A 16,883-nucleotide genomic window follows, 5' to 3' on the forward strand; every position below is an offset into this window, starting at 1 on the left:
AAAACCACTCAATTAGAGTGGTTTTTTTATTTCACATTGTTTTAAACAAACTCACTCCTCTTTCAAGGATTTTACTGGATCTGCTATTGCTGCTCTATAACTTTGAAAACTTACTGTTAACAATGTAATTGTTAGTATAATTATCCCTGAAAGAATAAATAAATGCCATGGTATACTAATATGAAAAGCAAAGTTTTTCAACCATTCTGCAACTAAATACCAAGCCACAGGGAGCACTATTAAAAATGCAATTAAAACCAATTTTAAAAAATCTTTAGAAAGTAAGATGACCAATTCACTTGTTTTGGCTCCTAAAGCTTTCCTTACCCCAACTTCCTTAGTACGCTTATTTCCAATTAAAGCCGCCAATGCATATAACCCCATACACGTAACCAATAATGCTAATAGCGTAAAAAAAGTTAACATTTTTCCATCATTTTTATCTCGAATGTATTGTTCATTATAAAAACTATCCCCAAAAAAGTAATCAAAACTCGTTTTTTTGAAATGTGTATTCCATATTTTTTTTGTAATATCAACAAAGTCATCAATTTTATTTGTCGATAAACTAATCGTGATATAATTGGCTGGAATCCATTCAATAACTCCATTTAAAAGAAATATTACAGGCGTATATCCATTATTTAACCCCTGTTGATGCCAATTTTCAGTTACTCCTACAATAATAAAAGGTATTGACTGTTCTTCTAATAGTACTTCTTTTCCTATAGCTTCTTCTGCATTTTTGATTTCAAGTAATTTTAAGGCGGATTTATTAATGACTATTTTCTGCTTTTCACCTCCAAAATCTTCATCAAAAAATCGACCTGCTATTAAATTTATTTTATACGTATCTAAATAGTGATAATCCACAGGAAGCATCTTAAACAATCGATTTTTATCATCTGTTGCAGACTTTAATTTATTTGCCGCTGCAATCGGTATATCCATCCCGGGTACGGCACCTGACAAACTAACATTTTCAACATCGGTCCTACTTTTTAATTCTTTTGAAAAACTTTCTAATTTATGATACATATTATCTGTCCCTACAGGAAATTTTAAAATCATTTTTTGATTCACATTAAGCCCTAAAGGTTGTGTTTTCATAAATTTAATTTGCTTATATATAGTTAACGTTCCTATAATTAAAAATAAAGACAGACCCAATTGAAGGACTACCAAAAAACTTAAAGGAGCTATTTTTGACTTCCCTACTCTTAATTTACCTTTTAGTAATAGTCCTGGTTTTAATGATGATAAAATAAAAGCAGGATAAAACCCCGAAAGAAAAACACAGATACCAAAAACTAACATGGCTATAGCCCAAAATCTAAACTGTTTTAATGGTAAAAAAAACAGCTTTAAATCCACCAAATTACTTATCTCCGATAAGGCTATCACAATTAATACAACTGCTAAAATTAAAGCCAACACATTCATTAACAAAGATTCAAACATGAATTGATTAAATAGCTTCTTCTTTTTAACCCCTTGTACCTTTTTTATCGCTATTTCTGTAATGCGCTCGTAAGATTGGGCTATTGAAATATTTACATAATTACTCCAAGCTATAATTAATATAATTACAGCTATAAATGATAAAGCATATAAAGTTATTTTATTCCCTTTAGTTTCTCTTTCAGATTCTTTCCACTTATTTAAATGAATATCTTTTAAAGGAACTAATGAGATTCCCCATATTTTTGATTTTAAAGCCTCTTTTGTTTTATACTTTTCTGCCACTGCTGGGAAAGCCTTTTCTACTGTTTTAGGATCAGTATGTTTATCTAATTGTACATAAGTATACGCTGTATGCCAATACCAAAAATTTTGTTTCCAAGCTGGTAAACTGCTATATGATATAAAATAATCAAATTTTATATGTGAATTTTCAGGAAAATCATCAATAACTCCTGTTACTTCACATTTCTTAATTCCCTCTTTGGTAGCAAAAGTCATTACTTTGCCCATAGCACTTTCTCCTTTGAAAAATTTTGAAACTACCTTTTGGGAAATAACAACCGTGTTTGGGTTATCCAACATAGTTAACCGATCTCCTTCTAATAATTTAAAATCAAACAATTCGAAAAAAGTAGTATCTGCATAAGTCACCGTATTTTCTCGGATATATTCATCCTTATAACCAACTATTTGCTCTGTTTGTCCAATGTCTAATCTTGCAAAGTTTTTTACCCCTGCGATATGTTCCTTTATGGCCGGTCCATATCCAAATGAAGCACTAGGCCAAGCATCAGTTAACACGTCTCCTTCATAAAAATCACTCTCTACCCTATAAATATTATCCGCTTTAGTATGAAATGTATCATAACTAAATTCAACACTAACATATAGTACAATTAATACAGTAGCTGCTAAACCAATAGCTAAACCAAAAATATTTATTGTCGCCAGTTTTTTATTTTGCAATAATGTTCTAAATGCAATCTTTAAATAATAATAAATCATTTGTATATTTTTAATTAGGTAATGGAAAAATAATTGACAATTCTATTTTCACTTTTACTGAGTAAACAATCTATTTTCAAATACTTTTTTCCCATCAAGCATTCTAATAATTTTATGCGCATATTTGGCATCATGCTCACTGTGTGTTACCATAACTATGGTGGTCCCTTGATTATTTAATTCCATTAAAAGCTCCATTACCTCACTCCCAGTGCTGCTATCAAGATTTCCTGTTGGTTCATCGGCTAAAATTAATTTTGGATTGTTGATTACTGCCCTGGCAATAGCAACTCGTTGTTGTTGCCCTCCCGACAATTGTTTAGAAAAATGCTTTCGACGATGCATTAGCTCCATTTTTTCTAATATTTTGTGCACCCTTTCTTTTCGCTCTCCTTTTTTTATTCCTAAATAAATTAAAGGCAATTCAACATTTTCAAAAACAGTAAGCTGATCTATTAAATTGAAGTTTTGAAATATAAAACCCAAAGCATCTTTACGGATATCTGCTCGTTGATTTTCATTATAGTTTGTTACATCATTTCCATTAAAAATGTAATTCCCTCCATCTGGAATATCTATCATTCCCAACACATTTAGTAAGGTTGATTTTCCACAGCCTGAAGGTCCCATAATAGCTACAAAATCTCCTTTATACACTTTAAATGAAACTTTATTTAAAGCAGTTGTTTTAACTTCTTTTGTACTGTAATATTTTTCTAAATTATTTATTTCAATCATGTTTAATCTATTTAGAACATACATTATAACAATCGTGCCAACACAATAACCCCTTATAAATAAACACCTTAAACAAATCTATGTAATTTAAGGTGTTCGAAAACGATTCATCTGTGTACGATAATGATACACTTTTTTTAATGCCACATATTACTAATTCATAATTTTTGATAGGCTTAATATTATTGTAATATTGTACATATGCTATTAAAAAATGCCCACATATTAGTAGTTGATGATGATAGTGATGTATTAACCGCTGTAAGACTTTTATTAAAATCTAAGGTTAAATTAGTGATTACCGAAAGGAATCCTAATAATATCGAATCATTAATCACCCGGAATAAATTTGATCTTGTTATTCTGGATATGAATTTTAATGGACTCATAAACACGGGAAATGAAGGTATTTTTTGGCTTAACAGAATAAAAAATATAAATAAACAATTACATGTTATTCTTATTACCGCCTATAGCGATATTGATCTAGCTATTAAAGCCTTAAAAAAAGGAGCTGCTGACTTTTTAGTAAAACCATGGAAAAATGATAAATTAATTACTTCAATTGAAGAAATACTAAATCAAAAAAAGTCGAAAACATATAATAAGCCCAATTTATTAAACTCAGAGTCTCAAATAATAGGAAAAAGCTCCATTATGGAAGCGGTTTTTTCTAAAATAGATAAAGTAGCTCCAACTGATGCCAATATTTTAATTTTAGGTGAAAATGGAACTGGAAAAGACCTTATTGCCAAAGCCATACATCAAAATTCTTTACGAAAAAACAAACCCTTTATAAAAGTAGATGTTGGTGCTTTAACTCCTACTTTATTTGAAAGTGAATTATTTGGGTACACTAAAGGAGCTTTTACAGATGCTAAAACCAGTAGAAAAGGTAGGTTTGAAGCAGCGCAAGGTGGTACACTCTTTTTAGATGAAATAGGTAATATTAGTTTACAACAACAAGCTAAATTATTAAGTGTATTACAAAATAGACAACTCATTCCATTGGGTACAAACACTCCAATTCCTATAGATATTAGACTCATTTGTGCTACCAATTTAGATATTTCATTACTTGCTAATGAAACTAGATTTAGAAAAGATCTTATTTATAGAATTAATACAGTAGAACTAATTATTCCTACTTTAAAAGAAAGGGGAAAAGATATTATTTTATTAGCCCAACATTTTACAAAAGTTTACGCCGAAAAATATTTAAAAGATCAACTCCAACTAGGAGATGATTTTATTGAAAAATTAAAAAAATATCATTTCCCAGGTAATGTACGTGAGCTTCAATATACTATTGAACGTGCCGTTATTATGTCTGAAAATAATCTATTAAATAAAAATGATTTAACATTTTCACCTATTGAAAAGGATACCATAACCATACAACAAAGTGATTTAAGACTTGATATTCTTGAAAAAAAGGCTATTTTAAAAGCTATAGAAAAGCATAATGGTAATATTTCTAAATCAGCAAAAGAATTAGGTATTACGCGTACTGCTCTATATAGAAGACTACATAAATATGACTTATAAAAAATATAAATTAGCTCTAACTATTAGAGTTATAGTTTTATTTTTAACGCTTACTTCACTAGCGTACTTTATAAATATAGTTAACTTTAAATCAACATTACACCTTACTTGGGTAATTATTTTTTTAGTTATTATTGTCCTCTATTTATTTTATACTATTTATGATTCTATTTTTAAACGCTTCAATGAAATAGATAATTTTTTTGAAGCGATTTCCTATCGCGATTTTTCTCGCCATTTTAATGAACAAAATGGGGTTTACGGTATTAGGGAATTACATAAAAAATTTAATTCGGTAAATACAAGCATTAGGGAACTTTACAAAGAAAAAGAAGTACAACACCTTCATCTTAAAAAAATAGTAAATCTTATTGACACGGGTATTATAGCTTATAATTTAACATCTAAAGATGTATTATGGGTTAATGATTCATTTAAACGACAATTAGATATTCCTTCAATAAAAAATATTCAGTTTATAGAAAAAAGGACTCCAAAAATTTATTATAAACTATTTTCTAAAAACTATGTTAATGATTCCAATGTTAATGTGATTATTGATAATAAAAAAACAAGCTTTTTAGTATCAAGTAGCACTTTTAAAGCACAAAATGAATCATTCAAATTAATAGTAATTAAAAATATTGCTGATACATTAAATAGAACAGAATCTGAAGCTTGGAAAAAACTTTTGAGTGTTATGACTCATGAAATAATGAATTCCATAACTCCAATTTCATCATTAGCAGAAACATTACATGCTCATATAACTGCGCATAATAATAATCCTGCTGAAAATTTATTGGATATTGATGATTTAAATATTGGGATTGATAGTATTAAAAAAAGAAGCATAGGCTTACTCTCATTTGCTAAAACCTATCGTAGCTTAAACAAAGTAACGGAACTTAATTTAAGTAAAGTATCTATCAAAGAATTATTTAACTCCATAGAAACGCTCTTATTACCTTCGTTAAAAAACAAATTAATTTCAGTGTTCTTTGAAATTGATAATGAAAGTATTCAAATTAAAATGGATCCTTATTTAATTGAACAAGTACTTATCAATTTAATTTTAAATGCTACAGCATCTCTCGAAGGTATTCAAAATCCCAAAATTATAGTTAAAGCCAAAATAAATAGTACTGGTCAACCCACTATTCATGTTATTGATAATGGAAAAGGAATTCCTGATGAAATTATAGATCAAGTTTTTATCCCATTTTTTACTACCAAAAAAACAGGCAGTGGTATTGGCTTAAGTTTATGTAAACAAATCATGCTACTACATAAAGGAGAAATAACAATAAACAGCATTGAAAATACAGGTACTGTAGTAAATCTATTTTTTTGAATCTAAATAGTATTATGATCCCCCCCTAGTTTATCAATAAACAACATTAGGCTATTTTAAGGAATAATTCTTTTTCCAAAATTAATAAGAATTTGAGGCTTTTTAAAACCCACAACTTTAGTCCTTAGGTTCCCATGATAATCTATAATCAAAAGTGTTGGATAGGAACGTACACTGTACTTGTCAATAAGTGCCCTACCCTCTTTTGTTTCTCCATCAACCGCTATATTTACATAATTTTCATTATAGTATTCCCCCACTGCTTCGTTTTTAAAACTTATACGCTTCAATTTTTTACAAGGAGAACACCAATCTGCATAAATATCTAAAAAAATGAATTTTTTATCTTGTTCTGCTTTTTCCAAAGCTTCCAACCAAGTCCCTTTAAAAAATTCTATTCCCTTTTTACTTTTTACCAAAGTGTAGCTTGAAAAAACAAAAATAAATGTCAGTAAGGTAACTATACATGAAATCCTTTTCATTACAAATAAATTTAAAAATTTATCAATAGCAAGTGCATTCTGTATCCTAAAAATTATTTTTATTTGTTTCATACGTTTTGTAAATTTTCTTTATTAATGAAAGAAGCTTCACTTAATTTAACAAAATAACACGATATTCTTTTAAAATTATGATTGAATTACTATAACTTTACCCTCAACAAAATTGTAGTTTGACCTTGAAATTAAGACAGCTTTTCACTAAAAGATATTTTAAATTTATAAGTAATAAATACTTATTTATTGCACTATTCTTTTCTATTTGGATGCTATTTTTAGATACTAATTCATGGTTAATTCACCGTACTCTAAACAAAGAACTTAAGGGACTAGAGGAAAACAAGCAATACTATCAAACAGAAATATCAAAGGACGAAAAGCTTATAACAATTTTAAAAGATAGTTCGGGTTTAGAAAAATATGCCCGTGAAAAATACTTCATGAAAAAAGAAAATGAAGATATTTACATCATTGATTACGAAAAAAACAGTGTTGATGAAAATGAATGATATCATTTTTGAACGTTTTGCTGCTATTTCAACAAAACAATGGAAGCAGAAAATTCAATATGAACTCCAAGGTTTAGATTACCAAAAAACTCTGGTCAAAAGTAGTGCTGATGGAATTCCGCAATTGCCTTTTTATTCCGAATCTGAACTTAAGTATCGAAGTATTGCTGATTTTCCAAAAAAAATAAATACCTGTATATACATTACAGTGAATAATGAAGCTACAGCCAATACAAAAGCTGTAAACGCTATTAATTCTGGTTTCACTAATATCTGCTTTACTATTTTTAATGCGGAATTGGATATGGATATTTTACTACAAAATATTAGCGTATCTACTTTTATCATACCTCATTTTTTAAACATTGATAGTTATAAAAAAATACAGGCTAACTATCCTCAGGTAACTGTATTATCCGATCCTATTGGTAAAATTACCCAAACAGGAAATTGGTATCGCAACTTTAATCATGATTTTGAGCAATTAGATCTTATTTTAAATCATTCGCCATCAAGCTTAACTATCAATCAAAGCTTATTTCACGATGCTGGCGCTACTCCTGTACAACAATTAGCATATTCACTAACTCAATTAAAACAATATGACCATCAAATTTCTTTAAAAAAATGTAATACCATAACTTATTTTGTTGCTGTAGGAACAGATTTTTTTATAGAAATTGCTAAATTAAAAGCACTTCGTATACTCACTAATAGCTATTTTGAATCACAAAACATCACATTAAATTGCTTGCTCTTTCAACAAAAAAGTCAACGTACTATACAGCTATTTGATTCGGATATAAATCATGAAATCTCGAGTATTGAGTGTCAAATTGGTCAATGCGCAGGTGTTGATTTTATAACTGCTTATCCCGAAAATTACCTATATTTTAAAGAAGATATTCCTATAATTAATGCTCAAAATAAACTATTAATACAAAATATTAAAAATAGTAGTATCCCAATTAATGACGCTATTTATATTGAAAAATTAACCCAACAACTGATTGATAAAACACTCGTTTTATTTGAAAGTATTGAACAAGGAGGTGGTTTTACAAACCAATTACGCAAAGGAATTATTCAGAAAAAAATAAAAGAAAAAGAAAGTGCTGAACAAAAAGCCTTTAATCAACAATTCACAGTAACAACACCAACAACAAAAAAAACTCCTATACACTATCCTTTTTTAAAAACTAAAGGGCATTCACCTTTTTGGAAACCAATAATTAAAAAACGATTAACCGCTCCACAAGAAAAACCTATATGGGATAAACTCTATTCAAATGGATAAGCTTTATGTAAATTATATCGAAATTGATATGTCGAATGGAAAAAACCAACAAGCGGCTGGTTTTCCTCCTTTTACTCGTGGATATCATACACACAATTTTTCAACACAAGTAACTACCAAAAAATTATTTACAGATTCAATCCATTTTCGGCTTTCTGATTTTTCAGTCACACAAATGACAGTTCTTTTTAATGAAATTGTATTACAAAAAGAATTACATCATAAAACAACTACCATCAACTTAAAGATTCCATTTACAGACGCCATAGATACTATAATTTCAATAAGAACATTGAGGACTGTTTTAGCTTGTATTTGTGATGATTTATACAAAAGTCCCAATACTTTAAAATTTAATTTTATAGCTTTTCCTGAAGCTATAAATACCATTTTTAATACACATAACTTAGCTAAAATAGCTCAAGTGGATACTTTAGTTGTTAATGATAGATTGTATAATACATTTATTAAAATTCAATCTTTACTACCTAAATTTCCTATTGACTGTTTATCAGGAAGTAAAGAAATAGAAGAAAAAACAGCTACTTTATTTTTAAAAGTGTATTCCGAATTTTCTTCATATTAAAATAAATTGTGCCACTAAGCTTTAATATTGTAAATTCAACAAAAAAATAAACATGAATTATACTGCTAAAATGTTGCGTGACGACGCTTTAAAGGGAAAAACAATTGTTGTAACAGGTGGTGGTAGTGGTCTGGGTAAATCCATGACTACTTATTTCATGGAATTAGGGGCTAACGTAATCATTACTTCGCGTAATATAGAAAAATTAGAACGTGTAAAAACGGAATTAGAAACAGAAACAGGAGGAACATGTCTAGCTTTAGCCTGTGATGTAAGAAATATAAAAGAAGTTGAAGCCATGCACAAAAAAGCCATTGAAGCTTTTGGAAAAGTAGACGTACTTCTTAATAATGCCGCAGGAAATTTTATTTCACCAACAGAACGCTTATCTGCTAATGCCTTTGATACTATTATAGATATCGTATTAAAAGGAACAAAAAATTGTACACTTACTTTTGGTAAACATTGGATTGATACCAAACAAAAAAACACTAGTGTACTTAATATTGTTACCACATATGCTTGGACTGGTTCTGCATACGTAGTTCCGAGTGCTACTGCCAAAGCAGGAGTATTGGCTATGACTAGGTCATTAGCTGTGGAGTGGGCTAAATATGGTATGCGATTTAATGCTATTGCTCCTGGTCCTTTTCCTACAAAAGGAGCTTGGGATCGCTTATTACCCGAGGATATTAGAGATAAGTTTGATTTAGCCAAAAAAGTTCCTTTAAAACGTGTTGGAGCGCATCAAGAACTATCCAATTTAGCTGCTTATTTAGCATCAGATTTTTCTGCTTACATGAATGGAGAAGTTATCACTATTGATGGTGGAGAATGGCTAAAAGGAGCTGGTCAAATGAATTTATTGGAACAAATTCCTGAAGCATTATGGGACCAATTAGAAGCCGCTATAAGGTCAAAAAAAAGCAATTAATCGTATAAAAATTAATATGGAGTCATTATATCAAGCCTTATACATTAATAACCTACATTTTAATTTAGTACTTCGTAAAAAAAATTATTGAGAAATCAGCAAAATGGCTTAATTATTGCTAAAAGCTTATAGTACTATTATTTTTGAATTAAATAGTGTATTATTGCAAAAAAATAACCCTCAATTTAAATTTTAAATTATGAAAAAGACCTTTAAATTTTTAGTATTAAGTATTGCTTTATTATTTTCGGCAGTATCATTTGCGCAGAGTGTAGAGTTTGCAACTCCTCCTAAAACTTATATTCCTAAAGCGCAAAGTATACCTGGTTACAAAATAAAATATACAGCTACTAAACCTAGTACTATTTACTTAGGCATAAAGAAGGATGGAAAAGCGATTGGTAATGCTATTCATAAAGTTGCCGGAGCTGGAACTAAAACTATTGATTTAAGTTTATGGATTTGGGAAGGAGCTTCTCAATTAAGTAAAAAATCTAATTACACCTATACACTATCAATGTGGGCAGATCCTGAAAATGTATTTGAACATTTAGCAGCAGAAGCAAAACCAATTGATGGAGTAACTTTGGGTAAGCCAAAAAAGAAGAAAAAGAAGAAAAACTAATTAATTTTATTTTTCTATTAGATAATAAACCCCCACAAGCTTTATAGTTTGTGGGGTTTATTATTTAATTAAGCATTCACTGGTTGTTCTGGCTGTTTAAATAATTCCAAATATGCTGGACCAATTTTATCAACAATATCAGACGCTAAAAGTGCTTGATAGCCTAAGCCATTCACAGCTATATCCCCAGCACTACCATGCATATAAACACCAAAAATACTTGCTTGTAAAGCTCCATATCCTTGGCTAATAAGCCCCGAAATCATTCCTGCCAATACATCGCCAGCTCCTGCAGTTGCCATTCCTGGGTTCCCTGTTGTGTTTACATAAATCTCATCATGATAAACTGTAATCGAGTTTGCTCCTTTAATAATTAAAATACAATCGTACTTTTTAGAAAATAACTTTACTTTTTCAAGTTTTTCAAAATCATCATTCCAAACACCAATTAATCTTTCTAACTCTTTTGCATGTGGTGTTAATACGGTTTGTCTTGGAATGTAATCAAGTAATTCCGAATTTTCAGAAAGTATATTTATAGCATCGGCATCAATGACTAATGGTTTGGTATTCTCTTTTAAAAATTTGGCAAATGCTAAAATTGTTTTTTTATGCATCCCCAATCCCATACCAATACAAATAACACTTGGATCTAATTCAAATTTAAAATCTTCTAAATAATCGTCATTATCATGGTCTACTACCATTACCTCTGGGATCCCAGTTTGTATTACATGATAACCACATTCCGGTATTAAAGCTGATACTAAACCTGCTCCTACTCGTAAACAAGCTTTGGAAGCGAGTAACATGCTTCCTATTTTCCCTTTACTTCCACCTATTAATAAAGTATGTCCGTAGGTCCCCTTATGACTAAATTTTTCTCGAGGTCGATATAACTTTAATACCTCATTTTTTAAAATAAGATCCATTTTGGTATCAACTTCATTCAAGTATCCTGTATCTAATCCAATATCAACAAAATCTACATCCTGAGCATATTTAGCTGTTTCAGGTAAAAAGAAGATCAGTTTTGGAGCCTGAAATGTTAGACATACGTTTGAATAGATTACAGCTGTTTCATCTTCAGGTGATTTTTCGGCATATAAACCTGATGGAACATCAATGGATAAAACAAAAACATTCGAAGCGTTTATATAACTAATTAGTTTTTTTACCCAAGGCTCCATTTGCCTATTCAAGCCTATACCAAAAATAGCATCAATCACCATATCATTTGAAGATACAGTGGGTATATCTTCTTCCCCTTTTAATTGTATCGGCCATTCATTATCAATAGCTTTTAAACGATCATAATTAACTAAAAAAGCTTCACTCCTATTTGTGCTAAAGTTAACTATATATGTTGTTACATTATAACCATGTTCAACTAAATGGCGTGCAATAACTAAACCATCACCTCCATTATTGCCTAAACCACAAAAAACATGAATTGGTACTTGTGCACCTTGTAAACGTTCATGTATGGTATTAAAAACAGCGAGTCCTGCTCTTTCCATTAAATCTAAAAAAGTAATCTTTTGATTTTTGACAGTTAAACGATCTGCCTCTTTTATATGTGATAATCCAAGTAATTTCATAACCGTAAATATAACAATGAAATTATATATTAATAAGAGTCTATTCCATTATAAAAAAATTATCATTCCGTAATGATAATAAACTAGATTCATTTAAAACTTTTATGCATGTTTATTCCATTAAACACAAAACTTACAACCAAAAACAATTAGTAAGATTTTTCTTATTAATTAAAAAACCAGAATTTGAATAAACGACAATAAACAAACAAAAAAAACTAAAAAAATATATAAATAAAGCAAAAAAAATATATAAATAAAATTAAAAAACACACACTCAACAAATATTCAAGTCATAACAAATAAGTTAAAAAACACAAAAAACAAGATTAAATGCATTATTTCTTGGTGAAAACAATAAAAATTCTTACATTTATAATGTTGATGTTAATTCTTGATGATATGAAAAAAGGATTCCCCCTAAAATTAATAGCTATTTTTTTATTTACAGCTATTATACAATCGTTTATTGTTTTAGAAATGGATAGCGATAAATCAAATAACTTTAGAGAAGAGTTATCTTGTATTAAAGAACTGAACAAATCTACGTCAATCACAGCCTTGCTATTAAAAAAAGTAAAAAGATAGATACCCCCCCTGAACAGAAAAAGAGACTGTCTTTTCAGACAGTCTCTTTTGGATTAAAATCCTTTTAGTTTTTAACTTTAGGCATGACCCACATGTTATTTTTAAGACTTACAAGCAAGATCCATTAAGTCTTTTACCCTCCAATTATGATGAGTTAGTCACCAAGAATCATTCAATCCGTATTTTTAATACAATTTATTGATCATTTAGATATCAATAAATACACACAAGACAAGACCTACACAAGTATGTTGTATTAGCCTTCCTAACTATAGTTATTATCCACTGATAATTAAACAAGTAATTGTATATATTTATTTTATAATCTTTTTTTTCTAAAATTGAGCTATCCATACAGGAAAACAGCTACTAACATGACTTTGCACTCTAATTGCTATAGGCCATCATATAAATAATGATTTTGAGGCAAGCAACTTATAGGTCATTTGAAAAAAATTTCAATTAAATAGTTGCACTATTGAGTGATTAAGGTTATTTATCTTTAAAAGACTTAAATGTTAACCTGACTAAGATAAGATTGAAACTAACTCCAATCTCCACACTTTTACATAGGCAAAATAAAAAAGACCATCTAAAATTACTTTTAGACAGTCTCTTTTTTATACGTTAATGTATATAAATCACTAAAACGCAACTTTAGTTAAACCTGCATCCGTAGCTAAAATATAAACTCCGCTAGATAAACCAGAAACGTTTATTGAACCATTAGCTGCTTGATCAATTACTTTAGCCCCACTTAAATCATATAATTTATATGATGTAGTTTCAATATCACTTCCAATATTAATAACTCCTTCAGACTGACTGATTGATGCCGAAATATTGTCTTGTGTAAAACTGTCAGATGATAAAGTAGAATCAATTGTTACTGCCGTATTTGCATTTGCAGGAAAAGTTGTTCCCGCTGCTGTATTAACTTGAAAAATCAATTCCAAAAAAGTATCACCATCTGCAACACCAGCAGGAATCGTATACGTATAAACCTCATTAGCCATCCCAGAAGGCCCAGTGTTTGCATCAGCATCTTGATCGTAGAAAAAAGGAGATTCACCGGCTATCCCAGTTTGTATTGTCCTAAATGTATCTGGTGCAACAACTCCCGCCCAAGTAACATCAATTGTTACTACATCACCTGGCAAAAAAGTTGTTGTTTCAACTCCTTCAGAATTTTTTAAGCTATTTAATGTTAAAGTTTGAGAAAAAGCAACAGATGTAATCATAGTTGCTAATAATAATGTAATTTTTTTCATGATAAATATTTTAATGTTTTAATTTATAATAAATGTAGGCAAAATACTTCTACAAATAAAACTTGTAACAAAATTTTAATATTTATAAATTTTTAATTTACAGTTACTTAACAAAAAATATAGTTTTATTAAGTTATTTAATCGTATAATAACAACTTTTAAACGATATAAAATTGATTTTACATGTAAGAATTTCACTTAAAATAAGAATTAAAAAAGCGAAACAATCTTTCGATTATTTCGCTTTTGTTCTAAAAAATTTAAACTTTTACTTCGTACAAGAATATCAAAGTTAAAATTAAATTACTTTACTACTTCCCTATTTTAGTTAATCCAGCGTCAGTAGATAAGATATATACTCCGTTTGGTAATCCATTAATGTCAAGGATTCCATCAGCTTCTTTTTCAATTACCAAAGCACCAGACATGTCATATAATTTATAATCTTCGGTCTCAACACTGTTAGCTATTGTCACTATACCATCTTTTTGACTTATTGCAGCTGAGATGTTGTCTTTTGAGAAATCATTTACCGATAAAGGAGCAGCCTCAACTTCCCAACCAAAGAAAAATAAGTTTTCAGGCGTTTCTGTACCAAAGTTTGTAGTTTGCTTCAATCTTATTTGTATAGTAGCTGCAGGAACTACTTCTGTTGGTGTTAATGTCAATGTTACTTGACCAGATGCCGTTGTTATAGGTTGAATAACTATATTTTCCGTATCAGCAAATGATGCATCATCTACTATAATCTTCACCTGAATATCATTATCCACCACTTCCTGATCTGTGTAATCAATAACAAAAACATAATCTGTTCCAACTTGTAGTGTTGTACTTGTAGCTGTTGCAAAATCACCATATGATTGACCATTAATTGAAGCTATAGATATGCTTTGTTGCGCAAAAGCAACTAGACCTGCAAATACTGCAAATAAAAATGTAATTTTTTTCATTTTAGTTAAATTTTAATGTTATTTAAATTAATTGTTCGATAAATATAGTATTTAATTCCAAATATCACACATCTATTTTAAAAAAAATACCAAAATCTCTCTTAAACGTTGATTAATCTACGAAAACGATATTAGTTCGCTTGAATTTTCTTACTTAATTTTATTGTTTTTAGATTAAATACATGTCCAAATTTATTTACAAACTAATAAATAGTATTTTGATCAATCGTTGTATCTTTGCATACATAACGAATTTAAAATGTATCAAATTAAAAGCCGTATTTGGTTAGAAGGAGAAAAGGGCATTTTTTTAGGAGAAGGTCGTATTCAACTTTTAAAAGCTATTGAAACCGAAGGTTCATTATCTAAAGCTGCAAAGTCATTAAATATGTCTTATAAAAAAGCTTGGAATCTAATTGATGCTATCAATAAATCCTCAATAAAACCTTTTGTAACTAAATCTACAGGAGGTAATGGCGGAGGCGGTACACTTGTTACTGATTATGGCAAATTTAAAATTAAGCAATTTGACATTTTAAAAAAGAATTGCTGGGAATTTATGAATTCGCAAAGTGAACTATTTAAAGACTAATGGATAGTACTATTTATATATTATGTGGAGGAAAAAGTACTCGAATGATGACCGATAAAGCACTGTCTATATATAAAGGAGAAACTTTTCTATCTCGAATAATTAAAGCTGTTGATTATTTAGAAAGTAGCATTGTATTGGTAAGCTCTAATCCTAAGCATACGAATTTGAATACCGGATGTATTCCGGATATTATTAATAATAAAGGTCCTGTTTCTGGAATAATAACTGCGTTAAAAAATACTGTAACGGATACCAATATTATTTTAAGTTGTGATCTTCCTTTAATTAAAAAGGATTTAATTAACTGGTTACTCAATCAACATAAAGCTGACTATGATGGTACCGTGATTACTTGTAATGGAAAACAAATGCCACTGATTGCTATTTATAATAAAAATAGCTTACCTGTTTTTGAACGACACCTAATAAATGAACAACTAAAATTAATGAATGTACTAAAGGAGTTGCACATTAATTTTGTTGAAATCCCCGAAAATTTAGCTTATCAAACGGCTAATATTAACACTCCAAAACAATTAAAAGAGCTATCCTTATGACTATAAACATCCTATATTTTGGTTTAGTAGCTGAGGCTATTCAATGCTCCCAAGAAAAATTAGTATTTAACAATACTACTTCCGTAAAAGAAATAAAAAAAATTTTGGTAGATAAACATAATGTATTAGAAAAATTAAGTTATCAAATAGCTGTTGACCAAAAATTAGCTAGTGATAACCAAATACTAACTACAGCTAGTGAAATTGCTATTCTTCCTCCTTTTTCTGGAGGGTAATCTTTGGTAGTTGGTAGTTGGTAGTTAAAAAACTACTTTTTTGAATTAAAATTCATAATTAGCATAAAAAAAATTAAAAATGAAAAACGTATTTAGGCAAGGCCCAATAACTTCAGAATTTATTGGAAATTCCATACATAAACACCAATCCAAAACAAGCATTGGTGCCCATAATATTTTTTTAGGTCAAGTACGTGCTGACCAAATTGAAGATAAGCAAGTCACTGCTATTGAATATTCTGCTTATGAAGAAATGGCGAATAAAAAATTTCATGAAATCAGAGAAGCCGCTTTTGAAAAATTTGAATTAACCTGCTCCCACATTTATCACAGTATTGGAAAAGTTGGAGTTGGCGAAATATGCTTGTTTGTTTTTGTATCTGCTCCGCATAGAAAGGTTGTTTTTGAAGCTATTGAATATTTAGTAGAACGTATTAAAAAAGAAGCCCCCATATTTGGTAAAGAAGTATTCGAAGACGAAACCCATGTTTGGAAAGTAAACAACTAAGTCGACTACTTTTT

At 29.4% G+C, this 16,883-nt stretch carries 18 protein-coding genes; 12 read left to right on the forward strand and 6 right to left on the reverse strand.

The genetic code is table 11. The features are described 5' to 3' along the window. Positions 1–51: 51 nt before the first annotated feature. Both KQA_RS0204215 and KQA_RS0204220 read right to left on the reverse strand, forming a co-directional pair. Positions 52–2,469 (reverse strand): ABC transporter permease, encoded by a 2,418-nt coding sequence (locus tag KQA_RS0204215; RefSeq protein ID WP_010178418.1) that lies wholly within the window; start codon positions 2,467–2,469, stop codon positions 52–54. A 54-nt stretch (positions 2,470–2,523) separates the two neighbouring features. Next, positions 2,524–3,207, reverse strand: a complete 684-nt coding sequence (locus tag KQA_RS0204220) for an ABC transporter ATP-binding protein (RefSeq protein WP_010178420.1) — start codon at positions 3,205–3,207, stop codon at positions 2,524–2,526. A gap of 201 nt (positions 3,208–3,408) precedes the next feature. On the opposite strand from KQA_RS0204220, the gene KQA_RS0204225 reads away from it, so the two are divergent. Together KQA_RS0204225 and KQA_RS0204230 are read left to right on the forward strand one after the other, a co-directional pair. After that, positions 3,409–4,755 (forward strand): sigma-54-dependent transcriptional regulator, encoded by a 1,347-nt coding sequence (locus tag KQA_RS0204225; protein ID WP_010178422.1) that lies wholly within the window; start codon positions 3,409–3,411, stop codon positions 4,753–4,755. Then, positions 4,745–6,109, forward strand: coding sequence for a sensor histidine kinase (locus KQA_RS0204230; protein WP_010178424.1), 1,365 nt, complete (start codon positions 4,745–4,747; stop codon positions 6,107–6,109). The genes KQA_RS0204225 and KQA_RS0204230 overlap by 11 nt, the downstream gene beginning before the upstream one ends. A gap of 56 nt (positions 6,110–6,165) precedes the next feature. Here the strand turns inward: KQA_RS0204230 and KQA_RS0204235 are convergent, their stop codons facing one another. Further along, positions 6,166–6,663: a thioredoxin family protein gene (locus tag KQA_RS0204235; protein ID WP_010178425.1), complete on the reverse strand. Its 498-nt coding sequence runs from the start codon at positions 6,661–6,663 to the stop codon at positions 6,166–6,168. 125 nt (positions 6,664–6,788) lie between these two features. Here KQA_RS0204235 and KQA_RS0204240 point away from each other — a divergent pair, with 125 nt between their 5' ends. From KQA_RS0204240 to KQA_RS0204260, 5 genes are all read left to right on the forward strand, one after another. Continuing rightward, a complete protein-coding gene (locus KQA_RS0204240; RefSeq protein ID WP_029209451.1) occupies positions 6,789–7,118 on the forward strand; it encodes an FtsB family cell division protein in 330 nt (109 codons plus the stop codon). Beyond that, positions 7,111–8,415: a methylmalonyl-CoA mutase family protein gene (locus KQA_RS0204245; protein WP_232285850.1), complete on the forward strand. Its 1,305-nt coding sequence runs from the start codon at positions 7,111–7,113 to the stop codon at positions 8,413–8,415. The genes KQA_RS0204240 and KQA_RS0204245 overlap by 8 nt, the downstream gene beginning before the upstream one ends. Then, positions 8,408–9,001: a hypothetical protein gene (locus KQA_RS0204250; protein ID WP_010178431.1), complete on the forward strand. Its 594-nt coding sequence runs from the start codon at positions 8,408–8,410 to the stop codon at positions 8,999–9,001. Before KQA_RS0204245 ends, KQA_RS0204250 begins: the two co-directional genes overlap by 8 nt. Positions 9,002–9,053: 52 nt before the next feature. Further along, positions 9,054–9,935: an SDR family oxidoreductase gene (locus KQA_RS0204255; protein WP_010178433.1), complete on the forward strand. Its 882-nt coding sequence runs from the start codon at positions 9,054–9,056 to the stop codon at positions 9,933–9,935. A gap of 199 nt (positions 9,936–10,134) precedes the next feature. Then, positions 10,135–10,560 carry a hypothetical protein gene (locus KQA_RS0204260; RefSeq protein WP_010178435.1) on the forward strand — a complete coding sequence of 142 codons (426 nt, stop codon included), beginning with the start codon at positions 10,135–10,137 and terminating at the stop codon, positions 10,558–10,560. Positions 10,561–10,628: 68 nt separating this feature from the next. On the opposite strand, the gene KQA_RS0204265 is transcribed toward KQA_RS0204260, so the two are convergent. After that, positions 10,629–12,161 (reverse strand): NAD(P)H-hydrate dehydratase, encoded by a 1,533-nt coding sequence (locus KQA_RS0204265; protein ID WP_010178437.1) that lies wholly within the window; start codon positions 12,159–12,161, stop codon positions 10,629–10,631. Positions 12,162–12,563: 402 nt separating this feature from the next. Between KQA_RS0204265 and KQA_RS0204270 the strand changes: the two genes are divergently transcribed. Next, the gene (locus tag KQA_RS0204270) at positions 12,564–12,749 is read left to right on the forward strand and encodes a hypothetical protein (RefSeq protein ID WP_157366584.1); all 186 of its coding nucleotides are present in this window, start codon (positions 12,564–12,566) and stop codon (positions 12,747–12,749) included. A gap of 644 nt (positions 12,750–13,393) precedes the next feature. Here the strand turns inward: KQA_RS0204270 and KQA_RS0204275 are convergent. Together KQA_RS0204275 and KQA_RS0204280 are read right to left on the reverse strand one after the other, a co-directional pair. Next, complete coding sequence (locus KQA_RS0204275) at positions 13,394–14,020, reverse strand: T9SS type A sorting domain-containing protein (RefSeq protein WP_010178439.1); 627 nt, start codon at positions 14,018–14,020, stop codon at positions 13,394–13,396. Between the two features lie 311 nt (positions 14,021–14,331). Beyond that, positions 14,332–14,973, reverse strand: a complete 642-nt coding sequence (locus KQA_RS0204280; protein ID WP_010178440.1) for a T9SS type A sorting domain-containing protein — start codon at positions 14,971–14,973, stop codon at positions 14,332–14,334. 259 nt (positions 14,974–15,232) lie between these two features. Between KQA_RS0204280 and KQA_RS0204285 the strand changes: the two genes are divergently transcribed. The 4 genes from KQA_RS0204285 (at position 15,233) to KQA_RS0204300 (ending at position 16,869) form a co-directional block, all read left to right on the forward strand. Then, positions 15,233–15,565, forward strand: coding sequence for a winged helix-turn-helix domain-containing protein (locus KQA_RS0204285; protein WP_010178442.1), 333 nt, complete (start codon positions 15,233–15,235; stop codon positions 15,563–15,565). Beyond that, entirely contained in the window at positions 15,565–16,125 is a 561-nt protein-coding gene (locus KQA_RS0204290) for a molybdenum cofactor guanylyltransferase (RefSeq protein ID WP_010178444.1), read from the forward strand. Before KQA_RS0204285 ends, KQA_RS0204290 begins: the two co-directional genes overlap by 1 nt. Further along, the gene (locus tag KQA_RS0204295; RefSeq protein WP_010178446.1) at positions 16,122–16,361 is read left to right on the forward strand and encodes a MoaD/ThiS family protein; all 240 of its coding nucleotides are present in this window, start codon (positions 16,122–16,124) and stop codon (positions 16,359–16,361) included. The genes KQA_RS0204290 and KQA_RS0204295 overlap by 4 nt, the downstream gene beginning before the upstream one ends. Positions 16,362–16,440: 79 nt before the next feature. After that, positions 16,441–16,869: a molybdenum cofactor biosynthesis protein MoaE gene (locus KQA_RS0204300; protein ID WP_010178448.1), complete on the forward strand. Its 429-nt coding sequence runs from the start codon at positions 16,441–16,443 to the stop codon at positions 16,867–16,869. The last annotated feature ends 14 nt before the right edge of the window (positions 16,870–16,883 follow it).

The sequence above is a fragment of the Aquimarina agarilytica ZC1 genome, assembly GCF_000255455.1.
GTDB classification, from domain to species: domain Bacteria; phylum Bacteroidota; class Bacteroidia; order Flavobacteriales; family Flavobacteriaceae; genus Aquimarina; species Aquimarina agarilytica.